Here is a 20,125-nt window from a genome sequence, read left to right as displayed (position 1 = left end):
TCAAAAAGACTTAAGAAGAAAGGAAGAAATGAAAATGGGTACAATTATTGGTGATGGTATTACCTTCGATGATGTGCTTCTGGTTCCGCAGTATTCTGAAGTAACCCCAAACATGGTAGATCTGACTACGCATCTGACCAAGAAGATCAAGCTGAACATCCCGATGATGAGCGCCGGCATGGATACGGTTACAGAACACCGTATGGCAATTGCATGGCACGTCAGGGAGGAATCGGTATTATTCACAAGAATATGTCGATTGAGCAGCAGGCAGAAGAAGTAGACAAAGTAAAACGTTCTGAGAACGGTGTTATCACCGATCCGTTCTATCTGTCTCCGGAGCACACCCTGGAAGATGCCAATAATCTGATGGCAAAATTCCGTATTTCCGGTGTCCCGATTACCGAGAACGGAAAACTGGTTGGTATTATTACAAACCGTGATCTGAAGTTTGAAACTGATTTCACCAAGAAAATCAAAGAGTCCATGACCAGCGAAAACCTGATCACTGCAAAAGTAGGCGTTACGCTGGACGAGGCAAAAGCAATCCTTGCAAAATCCAGAAAAGAAAAACTTCCGATTGTCGATGACGATTTCAACCTCAAAGGTCTGATCACCATCAAAGATATCGAGAAAACCATCAAGTACCCATTGTCCGCCAAGGATGAGCAGGGACGTCTGCTCTGCGGTGCCGCAGTCGGCATCACGGCAAACGTGCTCGATCGTGTCGATGCGCTGGTAAAAGCACACGTAGACGTGATCGTCATCGACTCCGCTCACGGACATTCCGCAAATATCTTCAAAACACTTCGTCTCATCAAAGAGCATTATCCGGATCTGCAGGTAATCGCCGGAAACGTGGCAACCGCAGAGGCAACAAGAGACCTGATCGCAGCCGGAGCAGACGCTGTTAAAGTCGGTATCGGACCTGGTTCTATCTGTACGACCCGTGTCGTTGCAGGTATCGGTGTACCGCAGGTCACAGCCGTTATGGACTGCTATGAGGAAGCAAAGAAGACCGGAACTCCGATCATCGCCGATGGAGGTATCAAGTACTCCGGAGATATGACAAAAGCAATCGCAGCCGGTGCCAATGTCTGCATGATGGGAAGCATCTTCGCAGGATGCGATGAGAGCCCGGGAGATTTCGAACTGTTCCAGGGAAGAAAATACAAAGTATACCGTGGAATGGGATCCATCGCAGCGATGGAGAACGGAAGTAAAGACCGTTACTTCCAGACCGGCGCCAAGAAACTGGTTCCGGAAGGTGTGGAAGGCCGTGTAGCATACAAAGGCCTCGTAGAGGACACTGTATTCCAGCTGATCGGCGGACTTCGTTCCGGTATGGGCTACTGCGGAGCGAAAGATGTTGAGACCTTAAAGGAGACCGGAAAATTTGTGAAGATTTCCGCAGCATCCTTAAAAGAGTCCCATCCGCATGATATTCACATCACCAAAGAGGCTCCGAACTACAGCGTGGACGATAAATAAGAATAAAAAGTCGCAAAAGGCAGAAGGGGGAAAGGGCAGAAACTTTTCAGCTTCTGCCTTTTCAAATGAGGGGGCGCTTATTTGCAGCGGGGAGAGAACATATGGCACAGAAGAGACGGGGAAAAATGACAAGAAAACAGAGGCAGCGCCAGCTTCACCGCAGAATGTTTCTGACGGGAGTTCTGGTGGTGCTGATCTGCGTCGGCATTTACAGCGGCATCCGCCGTGTGGCAAAAACGGCAAGTGATATCACGGCCGTTGACTATTCCGGTTCTGATTATGAGGACAACGATATCACCGACTGGACCGGCGCTCCGCCGATTGATGTGGAGCTTCTGACGCCGAACAGCTGGTCCAGACCGCAGACGAGGCTGAAAAAGGTGGACGGCATCGTTATTCACTACACGGCAAACCCGGGAAGCACGGCGATGCAGAACCGTGATTACTTTGAAAACCTGCCTGAGACGCAGGAGGCGCAGGCCAGCAGCCATTTCGTCGTCGGCATCGAGGGAGAAGTCGTTCAGTGTATCCCGACGAGTGAATGGTCGTATGCATCGAACCAGCGTAATTTCGATACGATCTCGATTGAATGCTGCCACCCGGATGACAGCGGTGAATTTACCGATGAGACATACAATTCTGTGGTCCAGCTCGCCGGTTTCTTATGCAAGCGGTTCAATCTGACTTCGGACGATGTGATCCGTCACTATGATGTAACCGAAAAGCTCTGCCCTCTGTACTACGTGGAGCATGAGGATGCCTGGATTCAGATGAAGGCAGATATTCAGGCGTATGCGGATTCACTTTCCTAAGAGCTGTTTTTAAGAAAAATGAAAAAATCCCCGTTGGGAAAATCAGTTTCAGGAGAAATGATTTTTCCAACGGGGATTTTTCTGTTATCCAATATTTTTAGTAATAGTAACGCCGTCTGCGCCGCTTTCTTTTTTTTGTATTTCCGCCGAGTGCAATCCAGCAGAACAGCCGTACAAACGTGATGCCGAAGAGAACGCCGATGCTGTCGATGCCGACGTCCTTTACCGACGGGCCGCGGTTGGCGACCATCGTCTGGTGGAACTCATCGCTCGCGGCAAAGGCGACACAGAGGATGCCGGCAAGAAATGTGAGCGCGAAGCCGCGCAGGCCGTAGACGTAGAGCGGAAGCGAAACACAGATTGCAAGCAGACAGTACTCTGTCATATGAGCCAGCTTCCGCACCGGGTACTGATACTCGTCAGCCAGTTCCTGGATCTTCTCATCATCCCATCCGCGGTCCATGACGTGGTCGATTGTGATGAAAATGCCGCGCGCCACTTTTTCACTGAGCTGTGAGGATTCCGTTCCGTTCTGGGAAGAGAAGGAGAAAATCATCGACATCATCAGAATCGCCGGGATGAAGGAAAACGGTTTTAACAGTGCAATTACAATTCGATTCATAAAATACCTCCAGTAAAACAAAGCAGGTCAGATCGGAAACTTTTTATGCGGTATGCTCGCGGATTCCGGCAATCGCAGAAAAGATCAGGAATGCCAGCAGGTTCACGATTACGACCGTCGCTCCGGCAGGGGAGGACAGGAAAAATGAGAGGGACATGCCAAGAAGGAAGCACACCACCGAGAGAACCGCGGAGCAGATCACCACGCTCTGGAAGGTATGGCAGAGACGCATCGAGGTCAGTGCCGGGAAAATCAGCAGGCTGGAGATCAGAAGCGCGCCCATCATGCGCATGCCGAGGACGGTGGTGATGGCGGTTAAGAATGCCAGCAGCATGTTGTAAACCTCTGCGCGGACACCGGTTGCTTTGGCAAATGTCTCGTCGAAAGTGACGGCAAAAATACGGTTGTAATACAGGACGAACAGGATCAGCACGACGATGGAGAGCACCACGGAGAGAACAACGTCCTCATCACTCATCGCAAGGATGCTTCCGAACATGTAGTTGTTGACATCGGTGTTCATGCCGCTCGACCACGAAACCGTGATGACACCGATCGCAAGCGCAGAGCTTGAAATCAGGCCGATGGCGGCGTCGCCTTTGATCTTGCTGGATTCGTTCATGCGGAGCAGCAGAAAGGCGGCAAGCACGACGACAGGGATTGTGAAGGCAAGCGGAGCAAAACCGAGTGCCGTTGCAATCGCAAGAGAGCCGAATCCGACATGGGAGAGGCCGTCGCCGATCATGGAGTAGCGCTTTAACACGAGGCTGACGCCAAGCAGTGCGGCGCACAACGAGACGAGAATACCGACCACAAGGGCACGCTGCATAAACGGATAAGAAAGCATTTTCAGCAGATTCGAAATCATAAGTCGGCACCTCCTAAAAACTGTTTTCCAGCCTCGGTTTTCAGATACTCGTTCGTCGGACCGAAGAAGACCTGCTTCTGGTCGAGCTGGAGAATGTGCGTTGCGTCCGGCAGAATATTGCGAATATCGTGGGAAACCATGATGATCGTAACGTTCTGCTCGCGGTTGATGCGGCGGATGAGCTGGTACATTTCGTTTGTCATGACCGGGTCAAGGCCAGTGACCGGCTCGTCGAGGAGCAGCAGTTTCTTTGTGGCGCAAAGCGCACGAGCGAGAAGCACACGCTGCTGCTGGCCGCCGGAGAGATCACGGTAGCATCGTTTCTTTAATGGAAGGAGGTCGAGAAGCTCCATATTGCGGAGCGCGTCCTCTTTGTCTGCCTTTGTGTAAAACGGCGGGAAATGCGGGTGGTTCTGCCGGCCGGACAGCACGACTTCCCAGACGCTCGCCGGGAAATCCTTTTGTGCGGCGGTCTGCTGCGGCAGATAGCCGATCTCGCTTGGATGAAGCCCGTCGCCGGTTGTGATCGAGCCGGTGGACGGATTTTTTAAGTGAAGCAGTCCCTTGATCAGAGTACTTTTTCCGGAACCGTTCTCGCCCACAATACAGAGGTAGGAGCCGGCTTCCAGGGCAAAGTTGACATCGGTCAGGACCGGGATGCCCTCGTAGGAGAAGGTGACATCACTGCAGGTAAGTAGAGCCATTTAGTTTAAAGCCTCCTTTAATGCGGAAACGTTCTGTTCCATGAGGGAGAGATACGTAGCGCCGCTTTCGAAATCATCTTTGGATACATTGTGACAGGAATGAAGCAGCAGCTTTTTCGCGCCGGTCGCCTCACAGATGGAGTCCGTCATTTGTTCATTGGACAGCTCGGTGTGGAAAACGACGGGAATCTGTTCTTCCTTGATTTTATCAATTAAAAAAGAAAGGGTTTTGGCACTTGCCTCGGATTCCGAGGAGCAGCCGGGAAACGCCGCGTAGTAGTCGAGGCCGTAGGTGTCCGCAAAGTAGCGGAACGGGAAACGGTCGCCGAAAACAATGGTATGGCGGCTTGCAGTTGCGGTGACATCGGAAAATTCCTCATCGAGGGAGGCAAGCGAAGCAAGATACGAGGCGGTGTTTGCCTGGTATTCATCCGCATGCTCCGGGTCGAGGCGGCAGAGGGAATCACAGAGCTTCTGGACAATCCGCATTGCATTTTTCGGCGAGGTCCAGACGTGCTCGTCCTGTTCGCCGTGGGATTCGTGCGCATGATCATGGGAAGATTCGTCGTGTGTATCCTCGTCCTCATGGTCGTGTACATCCTCGTGATCTGCATCTTCGTCCTCATGGTCGTGCGCATCCTCGTCCTCATGATCGTGTGCGTGGCCGTGGGTCTCCATTCCCTCGACGGTTTCCTCGGCAACGGTGTCAACGCAGTCCATCAGCGTCACTACCTCTTTGTTCGAGGTATCGACAGAATCAAGGATTGTCTCGACCCAGGCATCGGAATCGCCGCCGACGTAGACGAAGAGATCACATTCGGAAACCGTAATCATATCGCCCGGTGTCGGTTCAAACGAGTGACTTTCCGCACCCGGGGAAAGCAGCATGTGGAGATCGAGGTGATCGCCGCCGATGGCGCGCAGAAAATCATACTGCGGAAAAATGGTCGCCACGGCGGAGAGTTTCGTGTTCTCCTGGGAATCCGCCGTCTCTTTTGAGGATCCCGCACAGCCCGTCAGAAGAAGGAGGGCAGGAAGGAGGAGAAGGCGTAACGTTTTTTTTGAAAAAAATGTCATGATACTCCTTTCTGAAAGAAAACACGGAGGCATTCGAAAAAGCTCCGTATCAGACTGTTTCGTGACAAATGCCGCAGGAGTGGGAAGCGGCAGACGGGAACAAATGTCCCCGAAAAAAGATCAGTTATCATCATATAGCAGGGAGGATTCATTTGTCAAGGAAAGGAAAACCAGTTATAGAAAAGAGGGAAAAAAACTGCCTTTCCCTGTAAAAAAGAAAGGCAGTTTTGAGAAAATTTCTTGATTTTAGGATACCCGGCGGAACTGTGCCTGGTAGAGCTGGTAGTACGCGCCCTGCTTTGCCATCAGTTCGTCGTGGGTTCCTTGCTCGAAAATCTTTCCGTGGTCAATCACGAAAATCCGGTCGGCATTTTTAATAGTAGAAAGACGGTGTGCAATGATAAAAGAAGTACGGCCTTTTAAAAGGCTCTCAATACCCTGCTGCACCTGAATTTCTGTCTGCGTGTCGATGCTGGATGTCGCCTCGTCGAGGATCAGAATACGCGGGTCGGACACCATGGTTCTTGCAAACGCGAGAAGCTGGCGCTGGCCGTTGGAAAGACGGGCGCCGCGCTCGCTGATTTCGGTGTCGTAGCCGTCCGGCAGTTCCATGATAAAGTCATGGGCATGCACCGCTTTTGCAGCGGCAATAATCTCTTCCTCTGTGGCATCGAGCTTTCCGTAGGCAATGTTGTCGCGGATCGTGCCGGAGAAGAGGAAGTTGTCCTGGGTCATAACGCCCATCTGCGCACGCAGACTGTTGATGGAGACATCTGTCAGGCTGTGGCCGTCGACGCGGACCGTTCCCGAGGTAATGTTGTAGAAACGGCTGATCAGATTGACAATGGTCGTCTTTCCAGCGCCGGTCGGGCCGACGAGTGCGATCGTCTCACCGGGAGCCGCTGTAAAGCTGACATCCTTTAAAACCAGCGTGTCCGGATCATCGGAGTAGGCAAAGCTGACGTGGTCGAACGTTACTTCTCCTTTGATCGGCGGCAGTTCTGTGACGCCAGGCTTGTCGGCAACCTCCGCCGGTGTGTCGAGGATCTCAAAGATTCGCTCCGCAGCGGAAAGGTTCGTGATCAGCTTGTTGTAAAAACCGGCCAGGTTCTGGATCGGATCCCAGAACATCGTCAGATACATCGCAAACGCCGTGAACGTACCGATCGGAACGGCATCCACGCCGAGCACGGAAATACCGATAAAATACAGAAGAAACGTTCCGATGCCCCAGGTCACCTCGATCACAGCGGAAAAACCATCCGCCAGGCGGACCGCATGGATAAAGGAGTTCTGATGCTCAAGAAGAAGCCGGTCAAACTCGCCCTGCGATTCCTGCTCTGCGGTAAAGCTCTTGATGATGCGGATACCGGAGAAGTCCTCGTGGATATACGCCGTAACATTGGAAGATTTTTTTCGGAACGTCTGCCATCTCTTGTGTGCGACGATCTGAATAAAATACATGCCGATAGCGATCAGCGGCAGCACGAGAATCGCACTTAAGGAGAGCCAGATGTTTTTGATCATCATGATCACCAGAATGGCGATGATCGTGAGAATGTTTGGAATCAGCTTTGTGACACCGTCGTTCAGCACATCCTTTAACGAGTTGACATCGCCGATGATGCGCGCCAGGATCTTTCCGGCCGGGCGGGTATCGAAAAAGCTGAAGCTTAAGGTCTGGATATGCGTGTAGAGCTCGTCACGGATTTCCAGAAGAATGTTGTTGGTAATACGCGCCATCAGAAGCATCCGCAGGCGGACACCGGCCGCGTAAACCAGGTTGATCACAACCATGAATACGCAGAGGGCAACAAGCCCACGCCAGTCTTTCTGCGCAATATTGACGTCGATGGCGTACTCCAGGAGCAGCGGGTTCACAGTGGAAATCGCGATGGTAACGGCGAGAACCACGAGAACGACGGCAACCTGGCGTTTATAATTTTTTAAGTAGGAGAAGAGGCGGCGGATGGTCGCGCTCTTTAAGACCTCTTTCTGCTCTTCATCTACTTTACTGGAATTGATAGCCATAATCGTATTGTTCCTCTCTTAACGGGTAAGTAAATACAGAAGTTGTCGGGTAACAGATTAAATTGAATTAAGCATTGGCAGGAAGTGCCTGCTCGAGGGCTGCCTTTGCTTTATGGTAATCACCGTACTGAGCCTCCCAGGTGGAGTAGTACAGGCCTTTCTGTGCCATCAGACTCTCATGCGTGCCGCGCTCGGCGATGCGTCCGTGATCGAGATACAGGATCTCATCGGCATTCTGCACCGAAGAAATGCGGTGGGCAATGATGATCTTGGAAACATCTTTTTTCTCGGCGAGATGGCTCTGGATTTCGTATTCGGTCTCCATATCGAGCGCCGAGGTGGAATCATCCAGTACGAGGATCGGAGCCTGTTTTGCCAGGGCGCGTGCGATGGAAAGACGCTGCTTCTGACCGCCGGAAAGTCCCATGCCGCGCTCGCCGATGACCGTTTCGTACTGATCGGAAAGGTGATCGACGAACTCGGAAGCACACGCAGCGGAGACGGCGTTATGTACCTCTTCGGATTTCATTGTGCTGCGGCTGCCGAGGCGGACATTCTCAGAAATCGTGTCTGAGAACAGGAAGACGTCCTGCATGACGACGGAAGAAGTATCGCGCACGGTGCGCAGCGGCAGGGTGCGGATGTCGTGGCCGTCGAGACAGATGGAACCGTCGGTGACATCGTAAAAACGCTCAAGCAGATTGACGATGGTTGTTTTTCCGGAACCCGTCATACCCATGATGCCGAGTGTGTGGCCCTGCTTTAAGGTAAAGTCGATATCCTGCAGAATCGGTGTGTCATGCAGGGAGAAATCGACGTGATGGAATTCCAGGTCACCCGGAAGTTTTGAAAGCTCCACCGGATTTTCCGGTTCTGCTATCTGCGGCTCCTCTGCGAGAATTTTGTTCAGCTTCTTGTTGGAAGCAATCGCAGAAGCGAAGCAGTTGCCGAGCCAGCCGACGTTTTCGATCGGCCAGGTGATCTTGGAGGTGTACTCCATAAAGGCCGTTAAAACACCGAGCGTAATGCGTCCGTGGATGACACCGTAGCCGCCCGCGAGAAGGACGAGCACGCGCATCAGCTTCGTAAGAAACGAGATGGCGGGATCGTATTTCATCAGGACGCGCGCCTGATCCATGTTGAGATCGCAGTATTTCTGATTGTGTTTCCGGAATTTTTTGATCTCATACGGTTCCCGTGCAAAGGATTTGACGGTGCGGACACCGGCGAGATTTTCCTGTGCAACGGTATTCATGACGGCGTTTTCCTCGCTGATCGCATCGTAGACACGGTCGAGTTCTTTTTCGAGGCGGATTGCGATGCCTGCGACGAAAGGAAGGATCGCCACGGAGACGAGTGTCAGCGGCAGATCCAGTTTGACCATACTGACCATTGCCATCATGATACAGATCAGGCCTTCTAAGATCAGCATGCCGGCAAAGCCGAGGATATCCCAGATCCGGTCGACGTCATCGCGCACGCGGGCGAGGAGTTCGCCGGTATTGTTTTTGTCAAAGTATTCCACCGAAAGCCGCTGGACGTGGCGGAACAGGTTGTCCCTCATCTGGCTGGCGACGCGGACGCTGCTGACATCGAATAAAAATTCTTTGATGTACTGAAACAGGGCTTTTGCGGCACCGATCAGAAGAAAGGCGGCAAGGTATTTCCAGAGCAGTTCCATTTTGTGACTGACCAGCACGTCATCCACGATGTGCAGCGTGACAAGCGGCGCGAGCATATCGAGAAAGACACTTAAGGCCATGGAACCAAAAGCGAAAACGTAGTAGTACCAGTTCTGGAGCAGGTACTTACCGATTGGATTTTTCTTCATGAATGTTAAAACCTCCTCATTGATGTCGTTTGGGTGTCTGGCAGAACATAGGCTTTCAAAAGCTCCGTAAGTGTGGGAACGGAACAACGGGAAACGAAAGCGAAGGCTGCGTTTGTATATAAAAGAAGGGAATCGATGCGGTAAGAAGACCGCGGAATCTGCCTGCCGGAAACGGAGCGAAGCCGGAAAGAACGGTTTCGTACTGTTTATAGCAATAAAAAAAGCCGCAGTATCGACGTACCGCGCCTTCTGTGCGAAATAGCAGGCATAAAGAATGCATAGAGATTTGTTATGCAGAGTTAATGCTTACAAAGAATTTCGAAAGAAGGGCAGCCACCTGGTTTGATCGCCATACGAAGTTTATTCTGTTTTACGCTGGATGCATAAATAAGATTGATCATAAGTGGTGTTCTCCTTTCGTGATTTTTTCTGCCGCATCTGATCGAACACGACAGCTTATGGTTCTAAGCTACTCCTGTTTTCTGGATTTGTCAATTGTTATTTTCAAAAATTAAAAAATAAAAGCTGCAAAAGGTATGAAAATTGCGAATTTGGGTAGCTGTTTCGGGGAATATGCGATATAATAAACGAGAATATAAGCGGAAAAATCACAAGCTAACATGTGAAACGAGGGGACAAAAAGATGGAAAAAATAATTGCAGGCCTGGTGCAGATGGATTCTGGGCCGGATATGAATGAAAATATGCGCATGGCCGAGCAGTATGTGCGGGAGGCGGCGGAACAGGGAGCGAAGCTGATTCTTTTCCCGGAGACCGCAGAATACACGGGAGCAGACATGCCGGGGCACGCAAGTGCAGTGCCGGGCTACGTCAGCCGCCGGTTTCCAGCCTTGCCAAACGGTACGGTGTCTATCTGCACTGCGGCAGCATGACGGTACGGCGCCATCCGGGGCGTCCGTCCAACACGTCGTTTCTGTTCGGACCAGATGGAGAAACGATTGCAGAATACAGCAAAATACATATGTTTGATGTAAATATTCCGGGCAGTGTCTCCTACGAAGAATCACACGAGATCTGCCCGGGAAATGAAATTGTTCTTGCGGACACGGCGCTTGGCCTGTTCGGCATGAGCATCTGCTACGATATCCGCTTTCCGGAACAGTACCGGCTGATGGCATCCTCCGGAGCAGATGCATTTCTGATAGCGGCGGATTTTACGAAAGCAACGGGAGAGCGCCACTGGGAAGCACTGCTGCGCACGCGCGCCATTGAAAACGGATGCTACGTGCTCGCCGCCAACCAGTGCGGCCAGAAAGCGCGGTTTGAGGCGTACGGCCATTCCATGATCATTGCGCCGGACGGCGAAATTCTTGCGGAGGCAGATGATACCCCGCAGGTACTCATCGCAGAGCTGGATCCGGAAGTGCTGGAGCGGACAAGAAATGAAATCCCGTCTCTGGAAAACAGGAGAGACGATCTTTACCGTGTAAGCTCGGGAAACGTACGGATTTATGAAGAATAAAAATGCAGGGAGGAAATAAGAAGATGGATCAGTTTATACAGTATACCCCGACGGAAGTCGTGTTCGGAAAAGAGACTGAAAACCAGGCAGGCGCTGAGGTAAAGAAATGGGGCGGCACAAAGGTGCTCGTCGTTTACGGAGGCGGAAGTGCGAAACGGAGCGGTCTTCTGGACCGAGTGAAAGCATCTCTTGCAAAAGAAGGCCTTGCCTTTGAAGAGCTTGGCGGCGTAAAACCAAACCCGAGACTTGCCCTTGCCGAGGAGGGTGTGAAAAAAGCAGTGGAAATGCAGGCAGACTTTATTCTTGCCGTCGGCGGCGGAAGCTCGATTGACACCGCAAAAGCCGTTGCACACGGAGCTGCAAATCCGGAGGAGGCACTCTGGGATATCTGGACGAAAAAAGTACCGTTGACAAAATCTCTCCCGGTAGGAGCGGTTCTGACGATACCGGCAGCCGGAAGCGAGATGAGTGATTCCGCCGTTCTGACAAACGAGGCAATCGGCAAAAAGGCAGGCATCAACACGCCGTTCAACCGCTGCAAATTTGCCATCATGAATCCGGAGCTGGCAGCAACCCTGCCGAAATACCAGATTGCCTGCGGAGTAACCGACATCATGATGCACACGATGGAGCGCTATTTCATTCCGGAGAGCCAGTGCGAGATGACGGACGAGATTGCAGAGGGACTCCTCCGTACCGTAATCAAAAACGGACCGAAGGTTCTGGAAAACCCATCCGATTACAATGCGATGGCGGAAATCATGTGGTGCGGAAGCCTGTCACACAATGGACTGACGGAGTGCGGACGCGGCAAAGATTTTTCGGTACATAAATTTGGCCATGCGTTAAGTGCAAAATATGGTGTAGCACACGGCGCATCCCTGGCGGCAGTCTGGGGTGCCTGGGCGAAATACCAGTACGATGAGGAGACGGTTCTCTGGCGGTTTGCACGGTTTGCAGAAAAAGTCTGGGGCATCACAGAGGGAAGCGATCACAAACGGGCAACGGAAGGCATTGAGCGCACAGTAGCGTTCTTCCATTCGCTCGGCATGCCGACCTCCCTGCATGAGCTTGATATTCTGAACCCGTCGGATGAGGATCTGCGTGCCCTTTCCATGGATGCAACACAGCAGGACACTGTAAAACTGTCCCGCATCCGCAAGCTGGGCGCACAGGAAGTATATGAGATTTACCAGATGGCGCGATAAAAGGAGGAAAAACAGATGGCAAAAAAGAAAATCGCAGCACTGCTGATCGCAGCGGCCGTTGCGGCGGGAGGCTGGGCGCTTCCGGCAAGGGTAAGCGCAGCAGAAAATGACGGCACGGCCGTAACCTGGCAGCAGGATGAGACGGAAAGTTCCGAGCAGAATCGGATGAGGAAGCGGCAGCGCAGGAGCAGAGCGGTACTTCGGAAAACGAGACGCCGGCTGTTACGATTCCAGGTGAGGACAACGAACAGGAGCCGGAAGAGAAACTTCCTGCCGGCTGGGTGAAACAGGAGGACGGAAGCTGGAAATACAGAAAAGAGGACGGCACGATGGCCGCCAGCGAGTGGATCACCCATCTGAACCGGAGATATTATCTGAATGCAGACGAAATCATGTGCACGGGTCTTTCGATGGTCAACGGAAAGCTCTATTATTTTGAGAGCTGGGGCGGAGCCGGATACAAAGGCTGGAAAAAAGTCGGCGGGGCATGGTACTATCTGAACGAGGACGGAAGCGTCAAAACGAATGAATGGTTCGTTCACGACAAGAGAACATACCATGTAGATGAAAACGGTGTGATGAGCACCGGACTGCAGAAGATTGACGGAACGCTCTACTACTTCGAGAGCTGGGGCGGAGCCGGATTCCAGGGCTGGAAAAAAGTCGGCGGAACATGGTACTATCTGAATGAGGACGGAAGCCTCAGAACGAATCAGTGGTTTGTGCATGATAAAAGAACGTACCATGTAGACGCAGACGGTGTGATGAGTACCGGCTGGCAGACGATTGACGGCGTTGATTATTACTTTGAAAGCTGGGGCGGCATGCGCGTGAACGCCTGGGCGGCCAAGGGCAGTGACTGGTATTACATGGACAGCAACGGAACCCCAAAAGGGGAAGGCTGGCTGCTGTATGACAAGAACTGGTATTATCTGAGGCAGGACGGCAAAATGATGCACAGTGAATGGCTGTGGTATGATAATAACTGGTATTACCTGCAGAGCTGGGGCGGCATGTATAAGAGCCAATGGGTAACGATCAAAGGCGCAACGTATTACTTCCGGAGCTGGGGCGGTATTTACAAGAACGGCTGGCAGGAAGTGGACGGAAAAACGTATTACTTCCGAAGCTGGGGCGGCATCTATAAGGATACCTACATCGACGGCTATTACGTTGATAAAAACGGTGTCCGCCGGAACAGCAAAAATATCTGCGTGGCAATCGACGCAGGACACCAGAGAAGAGGAAACAGCGAGAAAGAGCCGATCGGACCGGGATCATCGACCTATAAGGCGAAGGTTGCTTCCGGAACATGCGGTGTGGCAACCGGCATCAATGAGTATGAGCTGAACCTTGCGGTATCTTTAAAGGTACGCGATATCCTTGAGGAGCGCGGCTACGATGTTTACATGATCCGCGAGACGCACGACGTCAATATCAGCAACTCCGAGCGTGCAAAACTTGCCGTGCAGAACGGAGCAGACATTCTCGTGCGTGTACACGCGAACGGAGATTCGAACCAGTCGGTTTACGGAGCACTCACGATGGCACCGAGCAGCAGAAATACGTATCTTTCCGGTGATGTGGTCAGCAAGAGCCAGAAGCTCTCCCAGAAGATGATCGCAGCATTCTGCAAAGACACCGGTGCGAAGAACCGCGATGTGATTTACACCGATTCCATGAGCGGCATCAACTGGAGTACCATTCCGGTCACGATCATTGAGCTTGGCTTCATGAGCAATCCTTCCGAGGACCGTTTGATGGCAACCGAGGATTACCGAAACAAGATGGCACAGGGAATTGCGGACGGAATCGACGCATATTACGAATAAACAAAGGGACCTGTCTGAAATGGGCGGGTCCTTTTTGCATGCAAAAAAAGAAAGCGGAGCGAGTCCGCTTTCTTTTGGGAATCCATAGGATCAGATCTTATTTGTTGTTGTTTTTCTCCAGCTCCTGCATTTTCATCGCACGAACCTTCAGCGGCAGACCGAACAGTGTGATGAATCCGTCTGCATCGTGGTGATCGTAGAGATCGCCGGTGGTGAAGGAAGCAAGAGACTCATTGTACAGGCTGTACGGAGAAGACTCGCCGGCTTTGATGATGTTGCCTTTGAACAGTTTGAATTTTACTTCGCCTGTTACATATTTCTGGGTTACATCAACGAATGCCTGGATTGCCTCGCGCAGAGGAGTGTACCATTTTCCTTCGTAAACAACCTCAGCAAGCAGGTTTCCGAGATCTTTCTTTGTTTTCAGGGTCTCACGGTCGAGAATCAGCTCCTCTAACTGCTCATGTGCAGCCATCAGGATGGTTCCGCCAGGAGTCTCATAAACACCGCGGGATTTCATGCCGACAACACGGTTCTCAACGATATCAACAATACCGATGCCGTGTTTTCCGCCCAGCTTGTTCAGCTCGGTGATGATTTCAGAAACTTTCATTTCTTTTCCGTTTAAGGTCTTCGGAACGCCGGCCTCAAAGGTCATGGTTACGTACTCGCCTTCGTCCGGAGCTTTTTCCGGAGGAGTGGTCAGTACGAGAAGATCGTCGTAGTTCGGCTCGTTGGACGGATCCTCAAGCTCAAGTCCCTCATGGCTGATGTGCCACAGGTTACGGTCACGACTGTAGCTGTGGTTTGCATCAAACGGAAGGTCGATGCCGTGTGCTTTACAGTAAGCCAGCTCGTCTTCACGGGACTGCATGGTCCATACATCGGTCATTCTCCAAGGAGCGATTACTTTGATATCCGGAGCAAGGGCTTTGATGCCGAGCTCGAAACGGATCTGGTCATTTCCTTTACCGGTAGCGCCGTGGCAGATGGCAACAGCACCTTCTTTTCTTGCGATCTCAACGAGTTTCTTTGCGATAACCGGACGTGCCATGGAAGTACCGAGCAGGTATTTGTTCTCATAAACAGCGCCTGCTTTTACGCATGGCATGATGAAGTCTTCACTGAACTCGTCGATAACGTTTTCGATATATAATTTGGAAGCGCCGGAAAGTTTTGCTCTCTCATCGAGGCCAACCAGCTCGTTTCCCTGGCCGCAGTCGATGCAGCAGCAGATTACTTCGTAGTCAAAGGTCTCTTTCAGCCACGGAATAATGGCAGTAGTATCAAGTCCGCCGGAATAGGCAAGTACAACTTTTTCTTTCATAATGTAAGATCCTCCTTGGATTTCTCGTGCACCTATATGCGCGGTGCATCGTCAATGACTAAAATATACATCATACGACAGGATTATGCAAGCTTTTTTTCAGAAATTCAAAAAAACTTGCATAATATACATTCGAGGTGTATACTTATGCAATCGACAGTATATGACAGCAGAAAACAAAGATTTTTCATTGAAAAAAGAAAATAATTGAGCTATCATAAAGAGAAAAGAAAAAATGTCCGGCAAGACAAGAAAACGGGCGAAAGAAAAAAGGAGAAAAAGGTATGATCAGAGCAGGAATTATCGGTTCTACAGGATATGCAGGAGGCGAGCTGGTGCGTATTCTCCTGGGACACAAAGATGTGGAGATTAAATGGTATGGTTCCAGAAGCTATATCGATAAGAAATATGCGTCGGTTTACCAGAATATGTTTCAGTTAGTAGACGATGTCTGCAAGGACGACAACATGGAGCAGCTTGCAAAGGAAGTAGACGTCATTTTTACAGCAACTCCGCAGGGACTCTGTGCTTCCCTGGTAAATGATGAAATTCTTTCGAAAGTAAAGGTCATCGACCTGAGCGCCGATTTCCGTATTAAAGATGTAAAAACGTATGAAGAGTGGTACAAGATCGAGCATAAATCCCCGCAGTATATCGACGAGGCAGTTTACGGACTGTGCGAGATCAACCGTGAGAAAGTAAAACAGGCGCGCATCGTGGCAAACCCGGGATGCTATCCGACCTGCTCAACTCTTTCGATTTATCCTTTATTAAAGGAAGATCTCATTGATGGCAACACCATCATCATCGATGCAAAATCCGGAACTTCCGGAGCAGGAAGAGGAGCGAAAGTGGACAACCTCTACTGCGAGGTTAATGAAAATATCAAGGCATACGGCGTTGCCGGCCACCGCCACACACCGGAGATCGAGGAGCAGCTTTCCTATGCAGCCGGCTACCCGATCACCCTGAACTTCACCCCGCATCTTGTTCCGATGAACCGCGGCATTCTCGTAACGGCATATGCATCCCTGAAAAAAGATGTGACTTACGAAGAGGTTAAAGCCGTTTATGATAAGTATTATGCCAACGAGCAGTTTGTACGTGTTCTCGATAAGGATGTCTGCCCGCAGACGAAATGGGTCGAGGGAAGCAACTATGTGGATGTCAACTTCAAGATCGATCCGAGAACGAAACGAATCATCATGATGGGTGCGATGGACAACCTGGTCAAAGGCGCAGCAGGACAGGCGGTACAGAATATGAACCTGATGTTCGGCCTGCCGGAAAACGAGGCCTGTGCATGCCGCCGATGTTCCCGTAAAAAAGACAGAAGCAGACAACAGACGGAATTTACGAAAAGTGAGGATAAAAGAATGAAAAAGATTGAAGGAGGCATCACTGCTGCAAAAGGTTTTCAGGCAGCAGGCGGCGCAGCAGGAATTAAAAAACAGGGCGTAAAGGATATGGCACTTGTCTACAGCGAGGTACCGTGCGTAGCAGCAGGAACCTTTACTACAAACATCGTAAAAGCAGCTCCGGTCAAATGGGACCAGGAGATTGTATACAACCATCCAACCGCACAGGCAATCGTCTGCAACAGCGGAATCGCCAATGCATGCACCGGCGAGGAGGGCTATGGCTACTGCAGAAAAACCGCAGAGGCAGCATCGGCTGCACTTTCCATTCCAGAGGACTCCGTTCTCGTTGCATCGACCGGTGTTATCGGAAAACAGATTCCGATCGATAAGATCGCAGCCGGCGTGGAAATGCTGAAACCGCAGCTTGCAGCTACAAGAGAAGCCGCAGCTACAGCAGCACAGGCGATCATGACAACCGACACCGATCCGAAGGAAGTTGCTGTTCAGATCGAAATCGGCGGAAAAACCGTAACGATCGGCAGCATGTGCAAGGGCTCCGGCATGATCCATCCGAATATGTGCACCATGCTGAGCTTTGTGGCAACCGATGCCAATATTTCGAAAGAGATGCTGCAGAAAGCACTGAGCGAAGTCGTACCGGACACCTACAACATGGTTTCCGTAGACGGTGATACTTCCACAAACGATACCGTTCTACTTCTGGCAAACGGTCTTGCCGGAAACCCGGAAATTACGGAAGAAAACGAGGATTACAAGATTTTCAAAGAAGCACTCTTTGAAGTCAATAAAACACAGGCGATGCACATCGCAGGCGACGGCGAGGGCGCAACCGCACTGTTCGAAGTGACGATTCAGGGAGCCGAGAGCAAAGAGCAGGCCGTGACACTGGCAAAATCCGTCATCACATCGAGTCTGACGAAAGCGGCAATCTTCGGCCATGACGCCAACTGGGGAAGAATCCTCTGCGCGATGGGTTACTCCGGAGCAAAATTCGATCCGGAAAATGTAGATCTCTACTTTGAGAGCGCAGCCGGAAAACTGCAGATTATCACGAAAGGTGTTGCCGTTGACTACAGCGAGGAGGAGGCAACGAAGATCCTCTCCGAGCCGAAAGTAACTGCGATCGCCGACATCCACCTGGGAGAGGCGACAGCAACGGCATGGGGCTGCGACCTGACCTATGACTATGTAAAAATTAATGCGGATTACCGTTCTTAAAAAACATTCGGATGAAATTCTGAGGGAATACAACGAAAACGTGCCGGGAAATCGTGTTTCCGGTACAGCAGAACCAGGAATCAAAAGAGGAGAGCGAGGAAAAAATCATGGTAAATCAGATGTATCTGGACAAAGCAAATGTGCTGATCGAGGCACTTCCTTATATTCAGCGGTTCAACCGCAAAATCATTGTCATCAAATACGGCGGAAGCGCGATGGTGGATGAAGAGCTGAAGAGAAACGTTATTCAGGACGTTGTTCTTCTGAAGCTGGTTGGATTCAAACCAATCATCGTACACGGCGGCGGAAAGGAAATCAGCCGCTGGGTCGGAAAGGTCGGCATGGAACCGAAGTTTGTCAACGGCCTTCGTGTAACGGATGCGGATACGATGGAAGTGGCAGAGATGGTGCTGAATAAGGTCAACAAAGAGCTTGTCACCATGATTCAGTCGCTCGGTGTCAACGCAGTCGGCATCAGCGGAAAAGACGGCGGTCTCTTAAACGTAGAGAAAAAGCTGTCCAAGGGAGAGGACATCGGCTTCGTTGGAAATATCAAAAATGTAAATCCGAAGGTGCTGTACGATCTTCTGGACAACGACTTCCTGCCGGTTGTCTGCCCGGTTGGCATGGACGATGATTTCAACACCTACAACATTAACGCAGACGACGCAGCCTGCGCGATCGCAGAGGCGTTAAATGCAGAAAAACTGGCATTCCTGACCGATATCGAGGGTGTATACAAAGATCCGAAGGACCCGGAGAGCCTGATTTCCGAGCTCCACGTACAGGAAGCAAGAGATCTCATCACCAACGGAAATGTCGGCGGCGGTATGATTCCAAAGCTCCAGGGCTGTATCGACGCGATTGAGAACGGTGTTTCAAGAGTCCACATCATGGACGGAAGAATCCAGCACTGCCTGCTGCTTGAGATCTTTACGAACAAAGGAATTGGTACGGCGATTTTAGGGGAAAACAAGGAGAAATTCAATCATGAAGACAAATGAATATATGGAACAGACCGAGCAGTATGTGCTCCACACGTATAACCGTTTCCCGCTTGTGATCGACCACGGGGAGGGCGTTCATCTGTATGACATCGACGGAAAAGCATATCTGGACTTTGCAGCCGGCATCGCGGTGTATGCGCTTGGTTACAGCAATGACGATTATAAAAAAGCAGTGAAAGACCAGGTGGACAAAGTCATCCATGTTTCCAACCTGTTCTACAATGTTCCGATGGGCTCCGCGGCAGAAAAGCTGGCGAAGGCATCCGGCATGGATAAAGTATTCTTTACGAACAGCGGTACGGAGTCGATCGAGGGAGCCATCAAAGTAGCGAGAAAATACGCTTACTTAAAAGACGGCAGCAACGATCACGAGATCATCGCGATGAACCATTCTTCCATGGAAGAAGCCTTGGAGCGCTTTCTGTAACAGGAAATACGCATTATCAGGATCCGTTCAAACCGCTGATCGGCGGCATTAAATTTGCGGATTTTAATGATCTGGAGAGCGTAAAGGCACAGATTACCGACAAGACATGTGCGATCATCATGGAGACTGTACAGGGCGAGGGCGGTATCTATCCGGCAACGAAAGAATTTTTACAGGGCGTGCGCGATCTGTGTGACGAGCACGACATTCTGCTGATCCTCGATGAGATCCAGTGCGGCATGGGAAGAACAGGAAAGCTGTTCGCATGGCAGGATTACGGCGTACAGCCGGATGTCATGACGTGTGCAAAAGCACTTGGCTGCGGCGTTCCGGTCGGCGCCTTCGTGCTGAATAAAAAGACGGCAGAGCATTCGCTCGTTCCGGGAGACCACGGAACGACATACGGCGGAAACCCGCTGGCCTGCGCGGCTGTCAATGCTGTATTTGAATGCTATGAGAAACAGCATGTCGTAGAGCATGTAGCAGAGACGGCTCCGTATCTGGAGAAAAAGCTGGACGAACTGGTGGAAAAATATGACTGCCTCGCAGCACGCCGTGGAAAAGGCTTTATGCAGGGCCTTGTCGTAACGGGCCGTCCGGTCGGAGAAGTCATCAACCGCGCGATTGAGAACGGACTTCTTGTGATTTCCGCCGGAAGCGACGTTCTTCGTATGGTACCGCCGCTTGTGATTACGAAAGATGACATCGATGAGATGATTGAAAAACTGGAGAAAGCATTACAGTAATGTGGAATAGACAGCCGTCTGGTTTCCTAGGCAGGAGACCGGGCGGCTGTTTTCCTGCTG

14 protein-coding genes and 4 pseudogenes are annotated in these 20,125 nt (G+C 51.1%); 11 read left to right on the top strand and 7 right to left on the bottom strand.

Going from position 1 to position 20,125, the window contains the following annotated elements; all coding sequences use genetic code 11:
* Positions 1 to 34: 34 nt before the first annotated feature.
* A pseudogene (guaB, locus tag DW965_RS07685) lies at positions 35 to 1,491 on the top strand (IMP dehydrogenase).
* A gap of 101 nt (positions 1,492 to 1,592) precedes the next feature.
* Entirely contained in the window at positions 1,593 to 2,303 is a 711-nt protein-coding gene (locus DW965_RS07680) for a peptidoglycan recognition protein family protein (protein WP_022462190.1), read from the top strand.
* A 97-nt stretch (positions 2,304 to 2,400) separates the two neighbouring features.
* On the opposite strand, the gene DW965_RS07675 is transcribed toward DW965_RS07680, so the two are convergent.
* Genes DW965_RS07675 through DW965_RS07660 form a run of 4 tightly spaced genes read right to left on the bottom strand, consistent with a single transcriptional unit; the run spans position 2,401 to position 5,451 of the window.
* A complete protein-coding gene (locus tag DW965_RS07675; RefSeq protein WP_118741897.1) occupies positions 2,401 to 2,925 on the bottom strand; it encodes a VanZ family protein in 525 nt (174 codons plus the stop codon).
* A 43-nt stretch (positions 2,926 to 2,968) separates the two neighbouring features.
* Positions 2,969 to 3,793, bottom strand: a complete 825-nt coding sequence (locus DW965_RS07670; RefSeq protein ID WP_119198210.1) for a metal ABC transporter permease — start codon at positions 3,791 to 3,793, stop codon at positions 2,969 to 2,971.
* Complete coding sequence (locus DW965_RS07665; RefSeq protein WP_117804114.1) at positions 3,790 to 4,497, bottom strand: metal ABC transporter ATP-binding protein; 708 nt, start codon at positions 4,495 to 4,497, stop codon at positions 3,790 to 3,792. The genes DW965_RS07670 and DW965_RS07665 overlap by 4 nt, the downstream gene beginning before the upstream one ends.
* The gene (locus tag DW965_RS07660) at positions 4,498 to 5,451 is read right to left on the bottom strand and encodes a metal ABC transporter substrate-binding protein (protein ID WP_243030493.1); all 954 of its coding nucleotides are present in this window, start codon (positions 5,449 to 5,451) and stop codon (positions 4,498 to 4,500) included.
* Between DW965_RS07660 and DW965_RS19865 the strand changes: the two genes are divergently transcribed.
* Positions 5,411 to 5,818 (top strand): hypothetical protein, encoded by a 408-nt coding sequence (locus DW965_RS19865; protein ID WP_243036498.1) that lies wholly within the window; start codon positions 5,411 to 5,413, stop codon positions 5,816 to 5,818. The genes DW965_RS07660 and DW965_RS19865 overlap by 41 nt on opposite strands.
* Positions 5,819 to 5,820: 2 nt before the next feature.
* Here the strand turns inward: DW965_RS19865 and DW965_RS07650 are convergent, their stop codons facing one another.
* Both DW965_RS07650 and DW965_RS07645 read right to left on the bottom strand, forming a co-directional pair.
* Entirely contained in the window at positions 5,821 to 7,605 is a 1,785-nt protein-coding gene (locus DW965_RS07650) for an ABC transporter ATP-binding protein (protein ID WP_119198209.1), read from the bottom strand.
* Positions 7,606 to 7,672: 67 nt separating this feature from the next.
* Positions 7,673 to 9,436: an ABC transporter ATP-binding protein gene (locus tag DW965_RS07645; RefSeq protein ID WP_055218593.1), complete on the bottom strand. Its 1,764-nt coding sequence runs from the start codon at positions 9,434 to 9,436 to the stop codon at positions 7,673 to 7,675.
* A gap of 643 nt (positions 9,437 to 10,079) precedes the next feature.
* Between DW965_RS07645 and DW965_RS07635 the strand changes: the two are divergent.
* The 4 genes and pseudogenes from DW965_RS07635 to DW965_RS07620 all read left to right on the top strand — a co-directional run bounded on the left by DW965_RS07635 (position 10,080) and on the right by DW965_RS07620 (position 13,958).
* A pseudogene (locus DW965_RS07635) lies at positions 10,080 to 10,918 on the top strand (carbon-nitrogen hydrolase family protein).
* 23 nt (positions 10,919 to 10,941) lie between these two features.
* Positions 10,942 to 12,126 (top strand): iron-containing alcohol dehydrogenase, encoded by a 1,185-nt coding sequence (locus DW965_RS07630; RefSeq protein ID WP_119198217.1) that lies wholly within the window; start codon positions 10,942 to 10,944, stop codon positions 12,124 to 12,126.
* Between the two features lie 15 nt (positions 12,127 to 12,141).
* Positions 12,142 to 12,411 carry a hypothetical protein gene (locus DW965_RS07625; RefSeq protein ID WP_119198206.1) on the top strand — a complete coding sequence of 90 codons (270 nt, stop codon included), beginning with the start codon at positions 12,142 to 12,144 and terminating at the stop codon, positions 12,409 to 12,411.
* Positions 12,408 to 13,958 carry an N-acetylmuramoyl-L-alanine amidase gene (locus DW965_RS07620; RefSeq protein WP_119198205.1) on the top strand — a complete coding sequence of 517 codons (1,551 nt, stop codon included), beginning with the start codon at positions 12,408 to 12,410 and terminating at the stop codon, positions 13,956 to 13,958. Before DW965_RS07625 ends, DW965_RS07620 begins: the two co-directional genes overlap by 4 nt.
* 97 nt (positions 13,959 to 14,055) lie before the next feature.
* Here DW965_RS07620 and DW965_RS07615 read toward each other — a convergent pair whose 3' ends face one another.
* Positions 14,056 to 15,288, bottom strand: coding sequence for an argininosuccinate synthase (locus DW965_RS07615; protein ID WP_055218598.1), 1,233 nt, complete (start codon positions 15,286 to 15,288; stop codon positions 14,056 to 14,058).
* A 281-nt stretch (positions 15,289 to 15,569) separates the two neighbouring features.
* Here DW965_RS07615 and argC point away from each other — a divergent pair.
* The 4 genes and pseudogenes from argC to DW965_RS07595 all read left to right on the top strand — a co-directional run bounded on the left by argC (position 15,570) and on the right by DW965_RS07595 (position 20,065).
* Positions 15,570 to 16,609, top strand: a pseudogene (gene argC / locus DW965_RS22090) (N-acetyl-gamma-glutamyl-phosphate reductase).
* 52 nt (positions 16,610 to 16,661) lie between these two features.
* On the top strand, positions 16,662 to 17,885 hold the full coding sequence (argJ, locus tag DW965_RS22085) for a bifunctional glutamate N-acetyltransferase/amino-acid acetyltransferase ArgJ (RefSeq protein ID WP_117761037.1): 1,224 nt from the start codon (positions 16,662 to 16,664) through the stop codon (positions 17,883 to 17,885).
* A gap of 107 nt (positions 17,886 to 17,992) precedes the next feature.
* Positions 17,993 to 18,889, top strand: a complete 897-nt coding sequence (argB, locus tag DW965_RS07600) for an acetylglutamate kinase (protein ID WP_117761227.1) — start codon at positions 17,993 to 17,995, stop codon at positions 18,887 to 18,889.
* Positions 18,876 to 20,065 (top strand): annotated as a pseudogene (locus DW965_RS07595) (aspartate aminotransferase family protein). The gene argB and the pseudogene DW965_RS07595 overlap by 14 nt, the downstream one beginning before the upstream one ends.
* Positions 20,066 to 20,125 lie beyond the last annotated feature (60 nt).

This window comes from Blautia sp. AM47-4 (assembly GCF_003479865.1).
Taxonomy (GTDB): Bacteria; Bacillota; Clostridia; order Lachnospirales; family Lachnospiraceae; genus Fusicatenibacter; species Fusicatenibacter saccharivorans.
The sequence above is the reverse complement of the archived record's forward strand: the minus strand, read 5'-3'. Positions and strand labels throughout refer to the sequence as shown.

What these genes read in the sequence shown, in the direction of transcription:
- DW965_RS07680 (WP_022462190.1), top strand. Translation starts at nt 1,593, where the DNA reads ATGGCACAGAAGAGACGGGGAAAAATGACAAGAAAACAGAGGCAGCGC.
- DW965_RS07675 (WP_118741897.1), bottom strand. Translation starts at nt 2,925, where the DNA reads ATGAATCGAATTGTAATTGCACTGTTAAAACCGTTTTCCTTCATCCCG.
- DW965_RS07670 (WP_119198210.1), bottom strand. Translation starts at nt 3,793, where the DNA reads ATGATTTCGAATCTGCTGAAAATGCTTTCTTATCCGTTTATGCAGCGT.
- DW965_RS07665 (WP_117804114.1), bottom strand. Translation starts at nt 4,497, where the DNA reads ATGGCTCTACTTACCTGCAGTGATGTCACCTTCTCCTACGAGGGCATC.
- DW965_RS19865 (WP_243036498.1), top strand. Translation starts at nt 5,411, where the DNA reads ATGGCGCGCAGAAAATCATACTGCGGAAAAATGGTCGCCACGGCGGAG.
- DW965_RS07650 (WP_119198209.1), bottom strand. Translation starts at nt 7,605, where the DNA reads ATGGCTATCAATTCCAGTAAAGTAGATGAAGAGCAGAAAGAGGTCTTA.
- DW965_RS07645 (WP_055218593.1), bottom strand. Translation starts at nt 9,436, where the DNA reads ATGAAGAAAAATCCAATCGGTAAGTACCTGCTCCAGAACTGGTACTAC.
- DW965_RS07630 (WP_119198217.1), top strand. Translation starts at nt 10,942, where the DNA reads ATGGATCAGTTTATACAGTATACCCCGACGGAAGTCGTGTTCGGAAAA.
- DW965_RS07625 (WP_119198206.1), top strand. Translation starts at nt 12,142, where the DNA reads ATGGCAAAAAAGAAAATCGCAGCACTGCTGATCGCAGCGGCCGTTGCG.
- argJ (WP_117761037.1), top strand. Translation starts at nt 16,662, where the DNA reads ATGAAAAAGATTGAAGGAGGCATCACTGCTGCAAAAGGTTTTCAGGCA.
- argB (WP_117761227.1), top strand. Translation starts at nt 17,993, where the DNA reads ATGGTAAATCAGATGTATCTGGACAAAGCAAATGTGCTGATCGAGGCA.